Origin of the sequence: Phaeacidiphilus oryzae TH49 (genome assembly GCF_000744815.1) — a bacterium.
GTDB lineage: Bacteria > Actinomycetota > Actinomycetes > Streptomycetales > Streptomycetaceae > Phaeacidiphilus > Phaeacidiphilus oryzae.
In genome coordinates, this window is the sequence record NZ_JQMQ01000005.1 from 6,767,421 (window position 1) to 6,782,160 (window position 14,740).

Sequence of the window (14,740 nt, forward strand, 5' to 3'; positions counted from 1 at the left end):
TCAGACGTTCGGGCTCAGGACCGTTCAGGCCACAGCGGTGTGGTGGGAGAGGCCGGCGTGGGCGTCGGGGGCGTTCCGCGTCTCGGGGAGGTGGTCGGTGTGGACGGTGGCGGCGGTCAGCCGGGGGACGGCGTGGATCAGGGCGTGTTCGGCGGAGACGGCCAGGGCGTGTGCGCTCACCACCGTCAGGTGCGGTTCGACCACGATGTCCGCCTCGGCGCGCAGCGCGTGGCCGATCCAGCGCATCCGCACCTGGCCGATCCCGAGCACGCCGTCGACCTCGCGGAGCGCCGCCTCGGCCGCGTCCACCAGCGCCGGGTCGACGGAGTCCATCAGCCGGCGGAAGACCTCCCGGGCGGCGCCCTTCAGCACCATCAGGATCGCGGCCGTGATCAGCAGCCCGACCACCGGGTCCGCCCAGCGCCAGCCGAGGGCGGCGCCGCCGGCGCCGAGCAGCACGGCCAGTGAGGTGAACCCGTCGGTGCGGGCGTGGAGCCCGTCGGCGACCAGGGCGGCGGAGCCGATCCGCCGTCCGGTCCGGATGCGGTAGCGGGCGACCCACTCGTTGCCGGCGAAGCCGGTCAGCGCCGCTGCCGCGACCGCCCAGAGGTGGCTGACCGGCTGGGGGTCGAGCAACCGGGCCACGGCCTGGTAGCCGGCGAGCGCCGAGGAGGCGGCGATGGTCAGCACGATCGCGATCCCGGCGAGGTCCTCGGCCCGGCCGTAGCCGTAGGTGTAGCGGCGGTTGGCCGCGCGGCGGCCGAGGAGGAAGGCGAGGCCGAGCGGCAGCGCGGTGAGGGCGTCGGCGGCGTTGTGGATGGTGTCGCCGAGCAGTGCGACCGAGCCGGAGAGGGTGACGATCGCGGCCTCCACGAGGGTGGTCAGACCGAGGATCCCGAACGACAGCCACAGCGTCCGCATGCCCTCGCGGGAGGCGGTGACGGCGGAGTCGACCTTGTCCATCGCCTCGTGGCTGTGCGGGGTGAGGGCGTGGGCGAGCCGATGGCGTATCCGGGCCCGGCGGGACGGCCGGGGGTGGTGGTGATGCCCGTGCTCATGCCCGTGCTCGTGGGGGTGGGAGTGCTCGCTCACGGTGGACGCCCTTCGGACTGGACTGGACTCGGCCTGCTGCCTCCCCCATTATGTGCGTATGAACGCACGCATGCACCTATCAACTGCGCATGCCTCGCAGGAGCACAAGGACGGCGGCGAGCCCGGAGAGCGCCTCGCCGTGGCGGTGGAGGTGCTCGGACTCCTCGCCGACCGCACCCGGCTCGCCCTCCTGCTGCGGCTCGGTGAAGGCGAGGCCGACGTCGGCACCCTCACCGAGGCCTCGGGGGCGAGCCGTACCTCGGTGAGCCAGCACCTCGCCAGATTGCGGCTGGCCGGGATGGTCGGCACCCGCAAGGACGGTCGCCGGGTCGTCTACTCCCTCCGCCACGGCCACCTCCGCCGCCTGGTCGACGAGGCCCTCAACGTCGCCGACCACCAGCTCCGCCGGCTTCCGCCGCACGACTGACCTCCGGTTGCGCGGTTCGCGTCGAATTACGGTGCGGAATTCGTGAGCTGTTCTTGAGGAAACGGTCGTTATCCGGCTCGTAGTAGCCTGGCGAATCTGCTCCGGCCGGGAGTACGAGTCGATCCAGGAAGGTATGGCGCAAATGATTCGCGGTAATTCACGTTGGAGGGCCATGGGATTGGGCGGCGGCGCTCTGCTGCTCGGCGGACTGCCGCTGCTGGCGGGTTGTTCCAGCGGGTCGTCCGCCTCCGCCGGTGCCAGTGCCGCCCCCAGCGCGAGCGGGAGTGCGTCGTCCGGTGCGGCGGGCGGGTCGCGGGCGCCGGGTTCGGCGGGGGCTCCGGCCTCCGGGGCTCCGGCCTCCGGGACGCCCCTGGACCGGGGGACCGCGCAGGGAGCCGTGGCCACCTGGATCACCGCGATCATCAAGAACGACTCGACGCAGCTGTGCTCGGTCATGCTGAATCCGGGGCAGGGCTCGGCCTCCCCGCAGCCGGTGAGTCCCCAGCAGTGCGCGAGCGGTGCGCCGCAGATTCTGAAGACCTATCACCCGATGCTGACGCCGAAGGGCGAGTCGGGATCGCCGGAGGTGAAGGTCGCCGGGCCCGCGGCCACCGGCGACACCGCGAACTTCCCGGCCCGGGAGATCCATGTGGACGGAAAGCCCCTGCGGGCGGTTCTGAACGCCACCTCCTCCGGGCTCACGCCGGCTCAGCAGAACAAGCAGAAGTTCGTGGTCAACGCGAGCCGCCACGGCAGTTCCTGGTATGTGACGGGAATCGACGGAATCTGAAACGGATCCGGTCCGCGGTCCGTCTTCCGCGGTCCGCGGTCCGCCGTCCGCGGTCCGCCGACCGCCGACCGCCGCCCCGTCGTCCGCCGTCCCGGTTCAGTCCTGGAACCGCTTGCGCAGTTCCGTCTTGAGCACCTTGCCCAGGGTCTCGTTGCGCGGCAGCCGGTCGACCACCTCCACCTGCTCCGGCAGTTTGTAGACGGCCAGCTGACGGTCTTTCAGGAAGCCGGTCAGCTCGGCGAGATCGGGCAGCGCCGCGCCGGCCGCCGGTTCGAGCACCGCGCAGACCCGCTCCCCGCGCTCGGGGTCCGGCAGGCCGATGACTGCGGCCTCGGCGATCGCGGGGTGCTGGGCGAGGAGGTCCTCTATCTCCTTGGCCGAGATGTTCTCGCCCTTGCGGATGATGATGTCCTTCCGGCGGCCGGTGAGCACCAGGTGCCCGGACGGGGTCAGCCGGCCGACGTCGCCGGTGATCAGGAAGCCGTCCCGGTCGAAGGACTCGGCGGTCTGGCCCGGGTCGAGGTAGCCGCGGCAGACCGCATCGCCGCGCAGCCGTACGTCGCCCTCGGTGCCCGGGGGCAGCGGCCTGCCGTCGGGGTCCACGATCCGGATCTCCATGTCGGCGGCGGGCCGGCCCTCCGTGCCGGCGAGGTTCTCCTCGGTGTCGTCGGGGGAGTTCATGGTGATCATCGGGGCCTCGGTCATCCCGTATCCGTGGCAGAGCCCGCAACCGAGCTCGCGGACGACGGCGCGGTAGAGCTCCGGCGGCTTGGGGGCGCCGCCGCCGGCCAGCAGCCGCAGGTCGGGGAGGAGTCTGCGGCCGGGCTGCCGGCGCTGCTCGGTGAGGAACATCTGGTAGAAGGCGGTGGATCCGCCGGCGATGGAGACCCGGTGCCGCCGGTAGCCGTCCAGCGCCTCGGGCATGGCGAACCGCTCGAACATCACCGCGGGGAAGCCGCGGAGCAGCTGCATGACGAAGTAGTCGGGGCCGGCGATATGGGCGTAGGGAAAGGCCATCGACCCGACGTCGGCGCCGGTCGCCCGCAGTGCGTCGGCGAGGCAGCGGCCGCCGGAGATCAGGGTGCGGTCGGTGTGGAGGACGCCCTTGGGCGCCGAGGTGGTGCCGGAGGTCCAGTAGACCCAGCGGTTCTCGGCGGCGTCGGCCGGGGGCGGCGGCAGTTCGCCGGGGACGGCCTCGGGAAGGCCGTTCGGGAACTCCAGGACGCGGGGCGCCGGGGCGAGCCCGGCCGCGAGCCGGTGCGCCATCGCGGTGTGGTCGAAGCCTTTGGACTCCCCGTGGGCCACGTGGTACTCCGCGCGGAACTCCCGCAGGATGTGGCCCACTTCGCGGTCCCGGTAGCCGGGGATGACGGGTGACTGGACGGCCCCGAGCCGGGCCAGCGCGAGGGAGAGGACCGCGGTGTCGATCCGGGTGGGCAGCTGCCAGGCGACCCGGCTGCCGGGGCCGATGCCGAGCCGGTGCAGCCCGGCGGCCACCCGCTCGGCCCGGGCCGGCAGGGCGCCGAAGGCGATCCGGCGGTCCTCCTCCGGGGTTCGGCCGGCCTCGATCAGCGCGGTGACGTCCGGGGAGGCCTTCGCGCGCTCCTTGACGAGCCGCCAGAGGGTCGTCTCCGGACCGGGGGTGAGCTGCTCCGAAGGCTGCGACGGCATGGCGGCTCCTTCGCTCGCGGCGGCGGCCCGGGGCGGCGGGCGGATTCCCTATCTGTACCTGATGGGTCGTCAGATCACCACGTCCCGGACCTCCGTGAGAAGAAACCGACCAGTCGGGCGGGCCCGGTGGCGCCGGGGTCCTCTGGGCGGCGGCGCTCGCCGTCGCGCTGGCCTTCAGGGGTCGCGGGCGGCTGCCGGCGGCGGGTGTCGCCCTCGCGGTGCTGCCCGGCGCTCTGCAGTTCACGGTGCCGCTGCTGGACCCGTTCCTGCCGGTGGGAGGCGTGGCGCTGCTGCTGGTGGCGCTCGGCGGGGCGGTGTCCCTGGTGCTCGGGGCCCGGAAGCGGCGCGTCGAGATCGACAGTCTGTCCTGAAGGTCTTAGCATGGGGAGATGACCGAGATCTCGGAGACCGCGGCGCGGGGCGCCAGCGCCCTGCGGGTGCTGATCGGACGGCTGCGCAGGCGGCTTCAGGAAGTGTACGACGTTTCCGACTTCACCCCGTCGCAGACCTCCGTGCTGTCCCGGCTCTCCAAGGACGGCCCGGCCTCGGCGAGCGACCTGGCCGCGGCCGAGCGGGTGCGGCCGCAGTCCATCGCCGCCACCCTGGCGGTCCTCGGCGAGCGGGGGATGATCCAGCGGCGGCCGGATCCGAACGACGGCCGCCGCCAGGTGATCTCGCTCAGCGAGAACGCCCACGAGCACATCCGGTCCGGCCGGGCGGCCCGCAACGAGTGGCTGAGCCGCCAGCTGGAGGACCGCTACACCGAGGAGGAGCGCCAGAAGATCCTCGAGGTCCTGGCGCTCCTCGAACGGCTCACCGACTGACTGGCTGCCCGACCGACCGACTGCCTGCCCCACTGCCTGCCCGACTGGCTGCCCGGCGACTGTCGGGCGGCCGTCGGCAGCCGTCGGGCGCCTCAGCCCGTGGTCAGGCGGAAGGTCGAGACGTCCGCCTGGCCGTCGAAGCTGAGGTAGAGCGTCCGGTGGCCGGCCGACGGCAGTCCGGTGAGCGCCGAACCGACCGTCGTGTACTGGTACTTGCCGCCGGTCGGTGGCACCGTCAGCCGGCCGGCCACCGGCCCGGAGGTCGGGGAGTCCAGCCGGACGGTGACGGTGACGGGGGAGTCGCCCGGGTTGGCCGCCTGCGCGGTGATCCCGGTCAGTCCCGGGCGCAGCGCGGTGTCCGCGAAGGACACCCAGCCGCCGGCCGCGCCGGCCACCGAGGTGCCGGCCGCCTTGCTGGTGTCGGTGAGGGTCACCCCCGCGTAGTCGTCGAAGTTCTGCGCCTCGGTGGTGCGGGTGAGGTCGCGCGGCGGAATGGTGCTGCCGTGCACCGCGAGCGAGGCGCCCAGCGGCAGGTCGTCGGCGTTGGAGCCGATCCGCAGCCGGTAGTCGCCGGACTCCACCACGTACCGGCTCCGCGTCACGTCCCAGACCCGCAGCTGGGAGGCGTCCAGGGTGACGGTCGCGGTCCGGGTGGCGTGGGCGGGCACGGTCACCCGGGCGAAGCCGGCCAGCTGCTCGGCGGGACGCCCGGTGACCCGGGACGGGCCGGTCCGGCTGGTGTACAGCTGGACGGTGTCGGTCCCGGCCCGGTCGCCGGTGTCGGTGACGTCCACGCTGGCCCGGACCGTTCCGGCGGCGCCCACCGAGGGGGCGGAGAGCCGCAGGTCCGAGTACCGGAAGCCGGTGTAGGAGAGGCCGTAGCCGAACGGGTAGAGCGGCGTCCCTCGGTAGTACTGGTAGGTCATGCCGGACTTGGAGATGTCGTAGTCGGACATCGGGGGCAGGTCGGAGTCCGAGGCGTACCAGGTCTGGGTGAGCCGCCCGCTCGGGTCGTAGTCCCCGAAGAGGACGTCGGCCAGCGCGTCGCCGGTCTCCTGGCCGGCGTGGGTGGTGTGGAGGATGGCCGGGACGTGCCGCTGCTCCCAGCCGATGGTGTCCGGGTAGCTGTTCTCCAGCACCACCACGGTCCGCGGATTGGCCGCGGTGACCGCCTTGACCAGCGCCTCCTGCGCGGGCGGCAGGGCGGTGGAGGTGCGGTCGTCGGCCTCCCGGCCGTTGATGAACGGCATGCTGCCGACCACCACCACAGCCGCGTCCTTGCCCTTGACGGCGGCGACCGCGCTGTCGATCCCGCTGCTGACCACCGTCCTGCCGAAGTGGGTGGCGGCGGCCGGGGTGGCCGCGCCGACCGTCACCGTTCCGTCCGCGCCGACCACCGCGTACCTGTTCGGACCGAACCAGGACTGGCTCGCGTCGTTGCCCGCGTACTCCAGGACGTAGCTGCCGTCGCTCTGCGGGTCCAGCTTGAACTGCTGCTGGACGAACCAGCCGTTCGGCTGCTTCTCGCTGTTGACCAGGGTGTGGTCGGAACCCAGGGTCAGGTAGCGGGAGTTGGCGGCGGAGCGCAGGGTGAGCAGGCCCGAGCCCCAGTCGAAGACGTCGAAGGACTGGTCGGTGCCGGCCGAGTCGCCGCTCGCGGTGAGCGCGGCGCCGCCGGCGGCCGTCGAGGCCGTCAGGTACCTGCCGCTGGAGAGGTCCTTGAGGGCGATCCGGTCCACCCCCTCGGTCGCGCTGACCCGGCCGCCGGAGCCGAGCCGGGCGGCGATGCCCTGACGGGGCGTCACCGCGTAGGGGAGCGAGCCGGAGTACCAGTCCGTGTAGAGGGTGTCCTCCAGCGGGCCGACCACCGCGACCTGCCTGTCCTTGGCGGCGTCCAGCGGCAGTGCCCCGGCGGAGTTCTTCAGCAGCACCATCTGCTCGTCGGCTGCCTTGCGGGCCAGCGCGCGATGGGCGGCGTCGTCGATCACGGACGGGCCGATGCCCGCGTACGGGTTGGTGCCGGGAGGATCGAAGTCGCCGAGGCGGAAGCGGACGGTCAGGATGTCGGTGGCCGCGCGGTCCACGTCCGCGGTGCTCAGCAGGCCCTGGGAGAGCGCCTGTTCGACGGCGTTCACGGTGATCGACGAGTTGGTGTCGTCGGTGGTGAAGCTGTCGATCCCGGCCTTGATCGCGGCCGCGTCGGCCTCCGGCTGGGTGGCGTAGTAGCCCTCGGAGCCGGTGAGGTTGTTCGGGGCTCCGGCGTCCGTGACGTTCATCAGGGTCTGCCCGGACTTCGCGGCCCACTGCCGCTCGACCGTCGCCAGATCCGGACTCACCGTGTCGGGCCGGCCGTTGACCAGGTTGTAGGAGGCCATCACGCCGGTGGCGGCGCCCGCCGCCAGGGCGGGCTGGAAGGCCGCCTGGTCGTAGTCGTGGAGGATGCTCGGCGGGACGATCGAGTCGGAGGTGTCCCGGTTCGTCTCGTTGTTGTAGGCCAGATAGTGCTTGAGGGTGGGCGCGGCCTGGAGGTGGTTCGGGTCCGGGCCCTCGATCCCGCTGCCGTACGCGGTGGAGATTTGGCCGGTCAGGTACGGGTCCTCGGAGTAGCCCTCCTCGTTGCGGCCCCAGCGCGGGTCGCGGAGGAGGTTCACCACCGGCGCCCACAGATTGAGGCCCCACACGCCGGGGTTCTCCGCGTGGAAGCCGCGGGCCTCCTGGCCCACGGCGTCGCCGACCTGCTTGATCAGCGCCGGGTCCCAGGTCGAGGCGAGGCCCACGGCCTGCGGGAAGACCGTCCCGTCGGCGGTCACCACAGCGCCGCCGTTGGCGACGTCGGTGGACCAGGCGATCCCGTGCAGTGCCTCGGTCCCGGTCTTGAACGCGGGGACGCCGAGCCGGGGAATGGCCGGTTCGTACTGGTGGAGAAGGGAGACCTTCTCCGGCAGTGTGAGCCGGGACAGCAGGTCACCGACCCGCTGGGCGAGCGGAAGACGCGGGTCCCGGAAGGGATACGGATACGTGCTCGCGCTCGTTCTCGCGCTCGCGCCGGTGGCGACCGCCGTCCCGGGCGCCGCCAGTGCCAGGCAGGCGAGCAGCACGGTGAGGATGCGCAGCCGTATGCGGCGCCGCCCTCTTCGCGGGGAATTCGGGTGTGCACGGCCGGACAAGGTGGACCACCTCCGAATCGCGGCCGGCGTCCGGCGCACGTCGTGTTGAAGCGGTTCGACGGCGCGGCGCTCGGCCCAGGCGGGGTGACGGGTGGTGGAGTTCGGCCAGGACTATCCCAGCGTTGCGGAGCAGCGGTCAAGGGTCTGCGGGGAATTGCGGGGCGGGGAGGGCCGCCGCGGTTCGTGGTCGAAACGCTTGCCTGCGATATTCGACAACAGCCTTTTCCGGCAAGGGTCTTGTCCTCCGCTTCCGGTGCTCCTAGATTCACCGGTCGTCGATGCGCTTCGAAGCGGGAGGGCCCGTGGTGACGATCGTGGACGTCGCGGCCGACGCCGGAGTGTCCCCCAGCACGGTCTCGTATGTGCTCTCCGGGAAACGCTCCATCTCCGCGGAGACCCGCCGCCGGGTGGAGCAGTCCATCCGCCGGCTCGGCTACCACCCGCACGCCGGGGCCCGCGCGCTGGCCAGCAGTCGCAGCAACATCCTGGCGCTGGTGGTGCCGCTGCGCGTGGACCAGAACGTGCCGGTGGTGATGCAGTTCGTCGAATCCGCCGTCACCGCGGCCCGGGCGTACGACCACGATCTGCTGCTGCTCACCAAGGACGAGGGGGCGGACGGGCTGCGCCGGGTCGCCAACTCCTCCATCGCCGACGCGCTGATCGTGATGGACGTGGAGGCCGCCGACCCCCGGGTGCCGGTGCTGCGCGCGCTCAACCGCCCGGTCGTGCTGATCGGGGTGCCCGACCAGCCGGCCGAACTCACCTGTGTGGACCTGGACTTCGTGGCGGCCGGCGCGGTCTGCGCCGCCCATCTGGCGGACACCGGGCATCGCGAGATAACCCTGATCGGTCCGTCCCCCGCGGTCTACGCCCGGGGCACCAGCTACGCCGGGCGCTTCCTCAAGGGCTTCGACCGGACCGCCCGGGAACGCGGCCTGCGGGCCGCCTCGCACGCCTGCGCGCCCTCCTACGACGCCGTCCGGGCCTGCGTCGACCGGACCCTCGCGGAGCAGCCGGGCACCACGGGGCTGGTCGTCCACAACGAGGCGGTGCTCCCCGCCGTCCTCTCCGACCTGCGGCAGCGCGGCCGGACCGTGCCGGACGACATGGCGGTGGTCGCGGTCTGCCCGGACGACATGGCCGAGAACCAGTCCGTGCCGCTCACCTCGGTGGCCATCCCGGCGGCCGAACTCGGCAGGACCGCCGTGGAGATGGCGATGCGCCAGCTGAACGGGGAGAGCTATCCGGAGATCCGGCTCCTCTCGCCCCGCTTCACGATCCGTGCCAGCGCGCCGGGCGGCGACCTCGGCGACCCCGCAGAACACGACGACCCCCACCGAAGGGAACAGGGACGATGACCGGACCCGAGACACCCGCGAGGGCAGGGACGCACGCGAGGCCAGAGGCGCTCGCGAGGCCAGAGGCCCACGCGAGGCCAAAGACCTCGTCGGCCCCCGGAAGCCCCCAGAGGTCTCCCCGGCGGGCCGCCGCCTGGGCCTCGGTGGCAGTGGGGGCGGTGGTCGCCCTGACCGCGACCGCCTGCGGCCCCGGTACGGCCCCCGCCAAGTCCGGTTCCGGCGGCGGCGGAAGCACCGCCGCGGCGGGCTCCATCACCGAGCTGGACTACTACACCGACGCCGCCGGCAGCGCCGCCTGGCAGCAGGCGCTCTCCGGCTGCACGGCCAAGACCGGCGTCAAGGTGAAGCGGCAGAGCGTGCCCACCGACCAGCTGATCCAGAAGGTGCTGCAGGGCGCCGCCTCGCACACCCTCCCCGACCTGGTGCTGGCGGACAACCCGACGCTGCAGCAGATCGCCGCCACCGGCGCCCTCACCCCGCTCTCCCAGTACGGCATCTCCACCGCGGGCTACTACGACAGCATCGTCAAGGCCGGCACCTACCAGGGGAAGGTCTACGGGCTCGCGCCCGGCGTCAACGGCCTCGCCCTGATCTACAACAAGGACCTGCTGTCCCGGGCCGGCATCAGCGCCCCGCCCGCCACCTGGGCCCAGCTCAAGGCCGACGCCGCCAAGCTGACCAAGGGGTCCACCTACGGACTGGCCTTCTCCGCGGTCAACTCCGAGGAGGGCACCTGGCAGTTCCTGCCGTTCTTCTGGAGCGACGGCGGCGATCTGAGCAAGCTCGACAGCGCCCAGGGCGCCCAGGCGCTCGGCTACGTCCGCGGCCTGGTGGCGTCGGGCTCGGCGTCCAAGTCGGTGGTGAGCTGGAACCAGAACGACGTGGCGGACCAGTTCACCTCGGGCAATGCCGCCATGATGGTCAACGGCTCGTGGACACTGCCCGCGCTGGACCAGCAGAAGAACCTCCACTACGGCGTGGTGCCGCTGCCCACCCCGCAGGCCGGGCAGAAGCCGGTGGTGGCCCTCGGCGGCGAGGTCGGGGCGATCCCGGCCACCGGGACGGCCACCCAGAAGGCCGCGGCCAAGGTGCTCTCCTGCATCCTCTCCGAACCCACCATGCTCGCCTGGGACAAGTCGCACGCGTACATCCCGACCCGGCAGAGCACCGCGCAGACCTTCGCCCGGCAGAACCCCGAGCTGTCCTCCTTCGTCGCCGAGGTGGAGACCGCCCGCTCCCGCACCGCCCAGCTGGGCACCGCGTACCCGAAGATCTCCACCGCGCTGGCGACCGCCCTGCAGTCCGCGCTGACCGGCCAGCAGTCCCCGGCCGCCGCCCTCGCCCAGGCCCAGAAGCAGGCCTCGGGCTGATCCCGGTGAGGAACGGTTCGATGGACATCAGCAGAACCGAGCCGGGCGGCCACCCGGCCGAGGCGGCGGCGACCGGGCCGTCCGCCCAGCCCCCGGCCCGGACCGGGCGGAGCGGACGGACCGGGCGAGCCGGAGGGCCCGGGCGGCCGCGTACCCAGCGGTCGCGGCAGCGGCTGGCCGCCTTCGGCTTCCTCGCGCCCGCACTGGCCTACCTGGCGGTCTTCTTCGGCTATCCGCTGGTGCAGAACATCAGCATGGGCTTCCGGGACTACACCGTCGCCTCCTTCTACACCGGGGCCGCCCCCTTCACCGGGCTCCGCAACTACACCGAGGTGCTGGGCGATCCGGTCTTCGTCAAGGCACTGGTCAACACCGCGGTCTTCACCGCCGGTTCGCTGGTCTTCCAGTTCGGCATCGGGCTCGCCCTCGCGGTCTACTTCAACGGCCGGTTCCTCGGCAGCGCGCTGCTCCGCTCGCTGCTGCTGCTGCCGTGGCTGCTGCCGCTGGTGGTCAGCGGCGCGGTCTGGCGGTGGATGCTGGACCAGGACCACGGGGTGGTCAACACCGCCCTGCGCGCCCTCCACCTGGCCGGCGGCTCGGCCGGGGTGCCGTGGCTGACCAGCCCCAGTTGGGCGCTGCCGGCGGTGATCCTGGCCAACGTCTGGATCGGCATCCCGTTCAACCTGGTGCTGCTGCACGGCGGACTGCGGGCCATCCCGGACGTCCTGTACGAGGCCGCCGAGCTGGACGGCGCCGGGCCGTGGCAGCGCTTCCGGCACGTCACCTGGCCGCTGCTGAGGCCGGTCAGCGGCGTGGTGCTGATGCTCGGGCTGGTCTACACCGTCAAGGTCTTCGACGTGATCATGGTGGTGACCAGGGGCGGCCCGGCGAACGCCAGCCAGACCCTGACCACCTGGTCCTACCAGCTCTCCTTCCAGCAGTTCCAGTTCGGGCAGGGGGCCGCGGTGGGCAACCTGCTGATCCTGATCACCACCGGGTTCGGGCTGCTCTACCTCCGCTCGGCCCGGGCCGGACTCGCGGAGGCCGCGTCATGACCCTGCTGACATCCGCCGGCCGCTCGCGGGCGCGCACCGCCGGGGCGGTCGTGATCACCGCGGTGCTGCTCTTCCCGCTGTACTGGATGGTCAACGCCTCCTTCCAGCCCAGCGGTGCGCTGCTCAAGGCCAGCCCGGACTGGTTCCCGGTGCACGGCACCCTGGCCGGCTACCGGGAGGCGTTCTCCGGCCAGACCGGGCACCTCCTCACCAGCCTGGTCGTGGCGCTGGGCACGGTCGTGGTCTCGCTGGCGATCGCCCTGCCGGCCGCCTACGCGCTGGCCCAACTCCGGGTGCCGGGCAACCTGCTGGTGGTCTTCGTCTTCCTCACCGTGCAGATGATCCCGGGGATCGTGATGGCCGACGCGCTGTACACGGTCTTCAGCCGGCTCGGGATGATCGACTCCTATCCGGGGCTGATCCTCGCCGACTCCACCGCGACCGTGCCGTTCGCCGTGCTGGTGCTGCGGGCCTTCATGGTCTCGCTGCCGAGAGAGCTCTCGGAGGCGGCGCGGGTGGACGGGGCCGGGTACTGGAGGGTGTTCCGCTCGGTCGTCGTCCCGCTCAGCCGGAACGCGGTGGTGACGGCGGGGCTCTTCTCGTTCCTGTTCGCCTGGGCGGACTTCCTCTTCGCGGTGACGATGACCACAGGCCAGACCATCGAGCCGATCACCGTCGGCATCTACCGCTTCGTCGGCAACCAGACCGCGGACTGGAACGGGATCATGGCGACGGCGGTGCTGGCCTCGGTTCCGGCGGCCGTCCTGCTGGTCATCGCCCAGCGCTACGTCGTCGCGGGCGTCACCGGCGGCGCGCTCAAGGACTAGCGGGCCGCGGCGGCGCGCGGGAGACGCGCGGCCCGCGGGCCCCCGAGGCGGCCGGGGGACAGGCAGAGGACCGTCACCATCCAGGAGAGGAAACCGAATTGCTCAGCATCGCCGAAAGCGGTCGCGCCGTCGAGGTGTCCGTCCGGCACGAGCGCATCCGCGTGGAGCCCTGGGGCACCGACTCGCTCCGCGTCCGCGCCGCCCGGCACCGCATTCTGGAGGACCTCCCGCACGCCCTCCTCCCGCCCAAACCCGCCGATCGCGACCCCGACATCGAGATCGCCGGGGACGGCACCGTCGCCCGCATCCGCAACGGCGCACTGACCGCCGTGCTGGAGATCGAGGAGACCGACACCGGCCCCAGCCCCCGCCTCCGCTTCCTCCGCACCGGCACCGGGGAGGAACTCCTCGCCGAGCAGCGCGCCCACTTCTGGTGGCCCGGCGCCCGGCTCTTCATGCCCGCCCCCGGCGCCGGCGGCGGGGCGCACCGCCTGGAGCAGCGCTTCGCCGCCTACCCCGGCGAGCGCCTCTACGGCCTGGGCCAGCACGGCCACGGCCGCCTCGACCAGAAGGGCCTGGTCCTCGACCTGGTCCAGCGCAACGGCGAGGTCTCGGTGCCCTTCCTCCTCTCCAGCCGCGGCTACGGCCTCCTCTGGAACTCTCCGGCCACCGGCCGGGTCGAGCTGGCCGAGAACGGCACCCGCTGGGTCGCCGACAGCGCCCGCCAGATCGACTACTGGATCACCGCGGGCGGTACTCCGGCCGACATCCTGTCCCACTACGCCGACGCCACCGGCCATCCGCCCATGCTCCCCGCCTGGGCGGCCGGCTTCTGGCAGTGCAAGCTCCGCTACCGCAGCCAGCGGGAGCTCCTCGCGGTCGCCAGGGAGCACGTCGTGGAGCGCGGCCTGCCGCTCTCCGCGATCGTGGCCGACTTCTTCCACTGGACCCATCTCGGCGACTGGCGTTTCGACCCCGCCGACTGGCCGGACCCGGCCGGCATGGTCCGCGAACTCGCGGAGATGGGCGTCCAGTTGATGGTCTCGGTCTGGCCCTCGGTGAGCCCGCTCAGCGAGAACCACGGCCCGATGCAGCGGGCGGGCCTGCTGGTCGGCACCGAGAGCGGCGTCCCCTTCCACGCCCCCTGGCTGGACAAGGGGTTCGGCACCGAGATGCCGGTGGCCTTCTACGACCCCACCAACCCCGAGGCCCGCGCGTACGTCTGGGAGCGGGTCCGGCGCAACTACCTGGAGCTGGGCATCCGCGCGTACTGGCTGGACGCCTCCGAGCCGGAGCTGCAGCCCGGCCACCCGCAGAACCTGAGCTTCCACGCCGGCCCGGGCTCCGAGGTCGCCAACGCCTACCCGGCGGAGAACGCCCGCACCTTCCACGAGGGGCTGCGGGCCGCGGGGGAGGAGGAGTCGGTGCTGCTCAGCCGCTCGGCCTGGGCGGGGATGCAGCGCTACGGGGCCGCCCTGTGGTCCGGCGACATCGGCGCCGACTGGGAGTCGCTGCGGGCGCAGGTGCGCGCCGGGCTCAACACCGCGCTCTCCGGCATCCCGTGGTGGACCACCGACATCGGCGGCTTCCACGGCGGCGACCCGGACTCCCCGGAGTACCGCGAGCTGATCGTCCGCTGGTTCCAGTACGGGGCCTTCTGCCCGCTCTTCCGGCTGCACGGCTTCCGCGAGCCGCGCAGCGCCTTCGGCCCGGAGATGACCGGCGGCCCCAACGAGGTCTGGTCGTACGGGGAGGAGGCCTACCGGCTGATCACCGCCACCCTGCGGCTGCGCGAACGGATCCGCCCCTATCTGCTGGAGCAGATGCGGACGGCGCACGAGCGCGGCATCCCGCCGATGCGCCCGCTCTTCGTGGACTTCCCGGATGACCCCGCCGCCTGGGAGGTGGAGGACGCCTTCCTCCTCGGCCCGGACCTGCTGGCGGCGCCGGTCCTGACGGCGGGTCAGCGCGCCCGCGCGGTGTACCTGCCGGCCGGCACGGCCTGGACGGACGCCTGGACCGGCGAACGGCACCCGGGCGGCGGCACCGTACAGGCCGAGGCGCCGCTCGACCGCATCCCGGTGTTCCTGCGGGAGGGGGCGGATCTCCCCCTCCGCGGGTGAGGCCGGCCGCCCGCCCGGGCGGCTTGACTTGACCTC

The 14,740-nt window shown here is 72.7% G+C and carries 12 protein-coding genes; 9 read left to right on the top strand and 3 right to left on the bottom strand.

Features of this window, described 5'->3' with window-relative positions:
* Positions 1-24: 24 nt before the first annotated feature.
* Positions 25-1,011 (bottom strand): cation diffusion facilitator family transporter, encoded by a 987-nt coding sequence (locus BS73_RS33810; RefSeq protein ID WP_037582454.1) that lies wholly within the window; start codon positions 1,009-1,011, stop codon positions 25-27.
* A 139-nt stretch (positions 1,012-1,150) separates the two neighbouring features.
* Between BS73_RS33810 and BS73_RS33815 the strand changes: the two genes are divergently transcribed.
* Together BS73_RS33815 and BS73_RS33820 are read left to right on the top strand one after the other, a co-directional pair.
* Complete coding sequence (locus BS73_RS33815; RefSeq protein WP_037578136.1) at positions 1,151-1,519, top strand: ArsR/SmtB family transcription factor; 369 nt, start codon at positions 1,151-1,153, stop codon at positions 1,517-1,519.
* A 397-nt stretch (positions 1,520-1,916) separates the two neighbouring features.
* Positions 1,917-2,309 carry a hypothetical protein gene (locus BS73_RS33820; RefSeq protein ID WP_037578138.1) on the top strand — a complete coding sequence of 131 codons (393 nt, stop codon included), beginning with the start codon at positions 1,917-1,919 and terminating at the stop codon, positions 2,307-2,309.
* Positions 2,310-2,405: 96 nt separating this feature from the next.
* On the opposite strand, the gene BS73_RS33825 is transcribed toward BS73_RS33820, so the two are convergent.
* The gene (locus BS73_RS33825; protein WP_051941313.1) at positions 2,406-3,980 is read right to left on the bottom strand and encodes a class I adenylate-forming enzyme family protein; all 1,575 of its coding nucleotides are present in this window, start codon (positions 3,978-3,980) and stop codon (positions 2,406-2,408) included.
* 218 nt (positions 3,981-4,198) lie between these two features.
* On the opposite strand from BS73_RS33825, the gene BS73_RS38545 reads away from it, so the two are divergent.
* Positions 4,199-4,351 carry a hypothetical protein gene (locus tag BS73_RS38545; RefSeq protein ID WP_161789734.1) on the top strand — a complete coding sequence of 51 codons (153 nt, stop codon included), beginning with the start codon at positions 4,199-4,201 and terminating at the stop codon, positions 4,349-4,351.
* An 18-nt stretch (positions 4,352-4,369) separates the two neighbouring features.
* Positions 4,370-4,804, top strand: a complete 435-nt coding sequence (locus BS73_RS33830; protein ID WP_037578140.1) for a MarR family winged helix-turn-helix transcriptional regulator — start codon at positions 4,370-4,372, stop codon at positions 4,802-4,804.
* 92 nt (positions 4,805-4,896) lie between these two features.
* Here the strand turns inward: BS73_RS33830 and BS73_RS33835 are convergent, their stop codons facing one another.
* Positions 4,897-7,902: a glycoside hydrolase family 3 protein gene (locus tag BS73_RS33835; RefSeq protein WP_235215621.1), complete on the bottom strand. Its 3,006-nt coding sequence runs from the start codon at positions 7,900-7,902 to the stop codon at positions 4,897-4,899.
* A 374-nt stretch (positions 7,903-8,276) separates the two neighbouring features.
* Between BS73_RS33835 and BS73_RS33840 the strand changes: the two genes are divergently transcribed.
* From BS73_RS33840 to BS73_RS33860, 5 genes are all read left to right on the top strand, one after another.
* Complete coding sequence (locus BS73_RS33840; protein ID WP_456153931.1) at positions 8,277-9,329, top strand: LacI family DNA-binding transcriptional regulator; 1,053 nt, start codon at positions 8,277-8,279, stop codon at positions 9,327-9,329.
* Between the two features lie 143 nt (positions 9,330-9,472).
* Entirely contained in the window at positions 9,473-10,699 is a 1,227-nt protein-coding gene (locus tag BS73_RS33845) for a sugar ABC transporter substrate-binding protein (RefSeq protein WP_037578141.1), read from the top strand.
* A gap of 20 nt (positions 10,700-10,719) precedes the next feature.
* Positions 10,720-11,754, top strand: coding sequence for a carbohydrate ABC transporter permease (locus tag BS73_RS33850; RefSeq protein ID WP_084704565.1), 1,035 nt, complete (start codon positions 10,720-10,722; stop codon positions 11,752-11,754).
* On the top strand, positions 11,751-12,581 hold the full coding sequence (locus BS73_RS33855; RefSeq protein WP_037578143.1) for a carbohydrate ABC transporter permease: 831 nt from the start codon (positions 11,751-11,753) through the stop codon (positions 12,579-12,581). Before BS73_RS33850 ends, BS73_RS33855 begins: the two co-directional genes overlap by 4 nt.
* 98 nt (positions 12,582-12,679) lie before the next feature.
* On the top strand, positions 12,680-14,704 hold the full coding sequence (locus BS73_RS33860) for a glycoside hydrolase family 31 protein (RefSeq protein ID WP_037578145.1): 2,025 nt from the start codon (positions 12,680-12,682) through the stop codon (positions 14,702-14,704).
* Positions 14,705-14,740: the final 36 nt, after the last annotated feature.

Coding starts and splice junctions, on each gene's coding strand:
- BS73_RS33825 (WP_051941313.1), bottom strand. CDS start 3,980: ATGCCGTCGCAGCCTTCGGAGCAGCTCACCCCCGGTCCGGAGACGACC.
- BS73_RS33815 (WP_037578136.1), top strand. CDS start 1,151: ATGAACGCACGCATGCACCTATCAACTGCGCATGCCTCGCAGGAGCAC.
- BS73_RS33830 (WP_037578140.1), top strand. CDS start 4,370: ATGACCGAGATCTCGGAGACCGCGGCGCGGGGCGCCAGCGCCCTGCGG.
- BS73_RS33850 (WP_084704565.1), top strand. CDS start 10,720: ATGGACATCAGCAGAACCGAGCCGGGCGGCCACCCGGCCGAGGCGGCG.
- BS73_RS33855 (WP_037578143.1), top strand. CDS start 11,751: ATGACCCTGCTGACATCCGCCGGCCGCTCGCGGGCGCGCACCGCCGGG.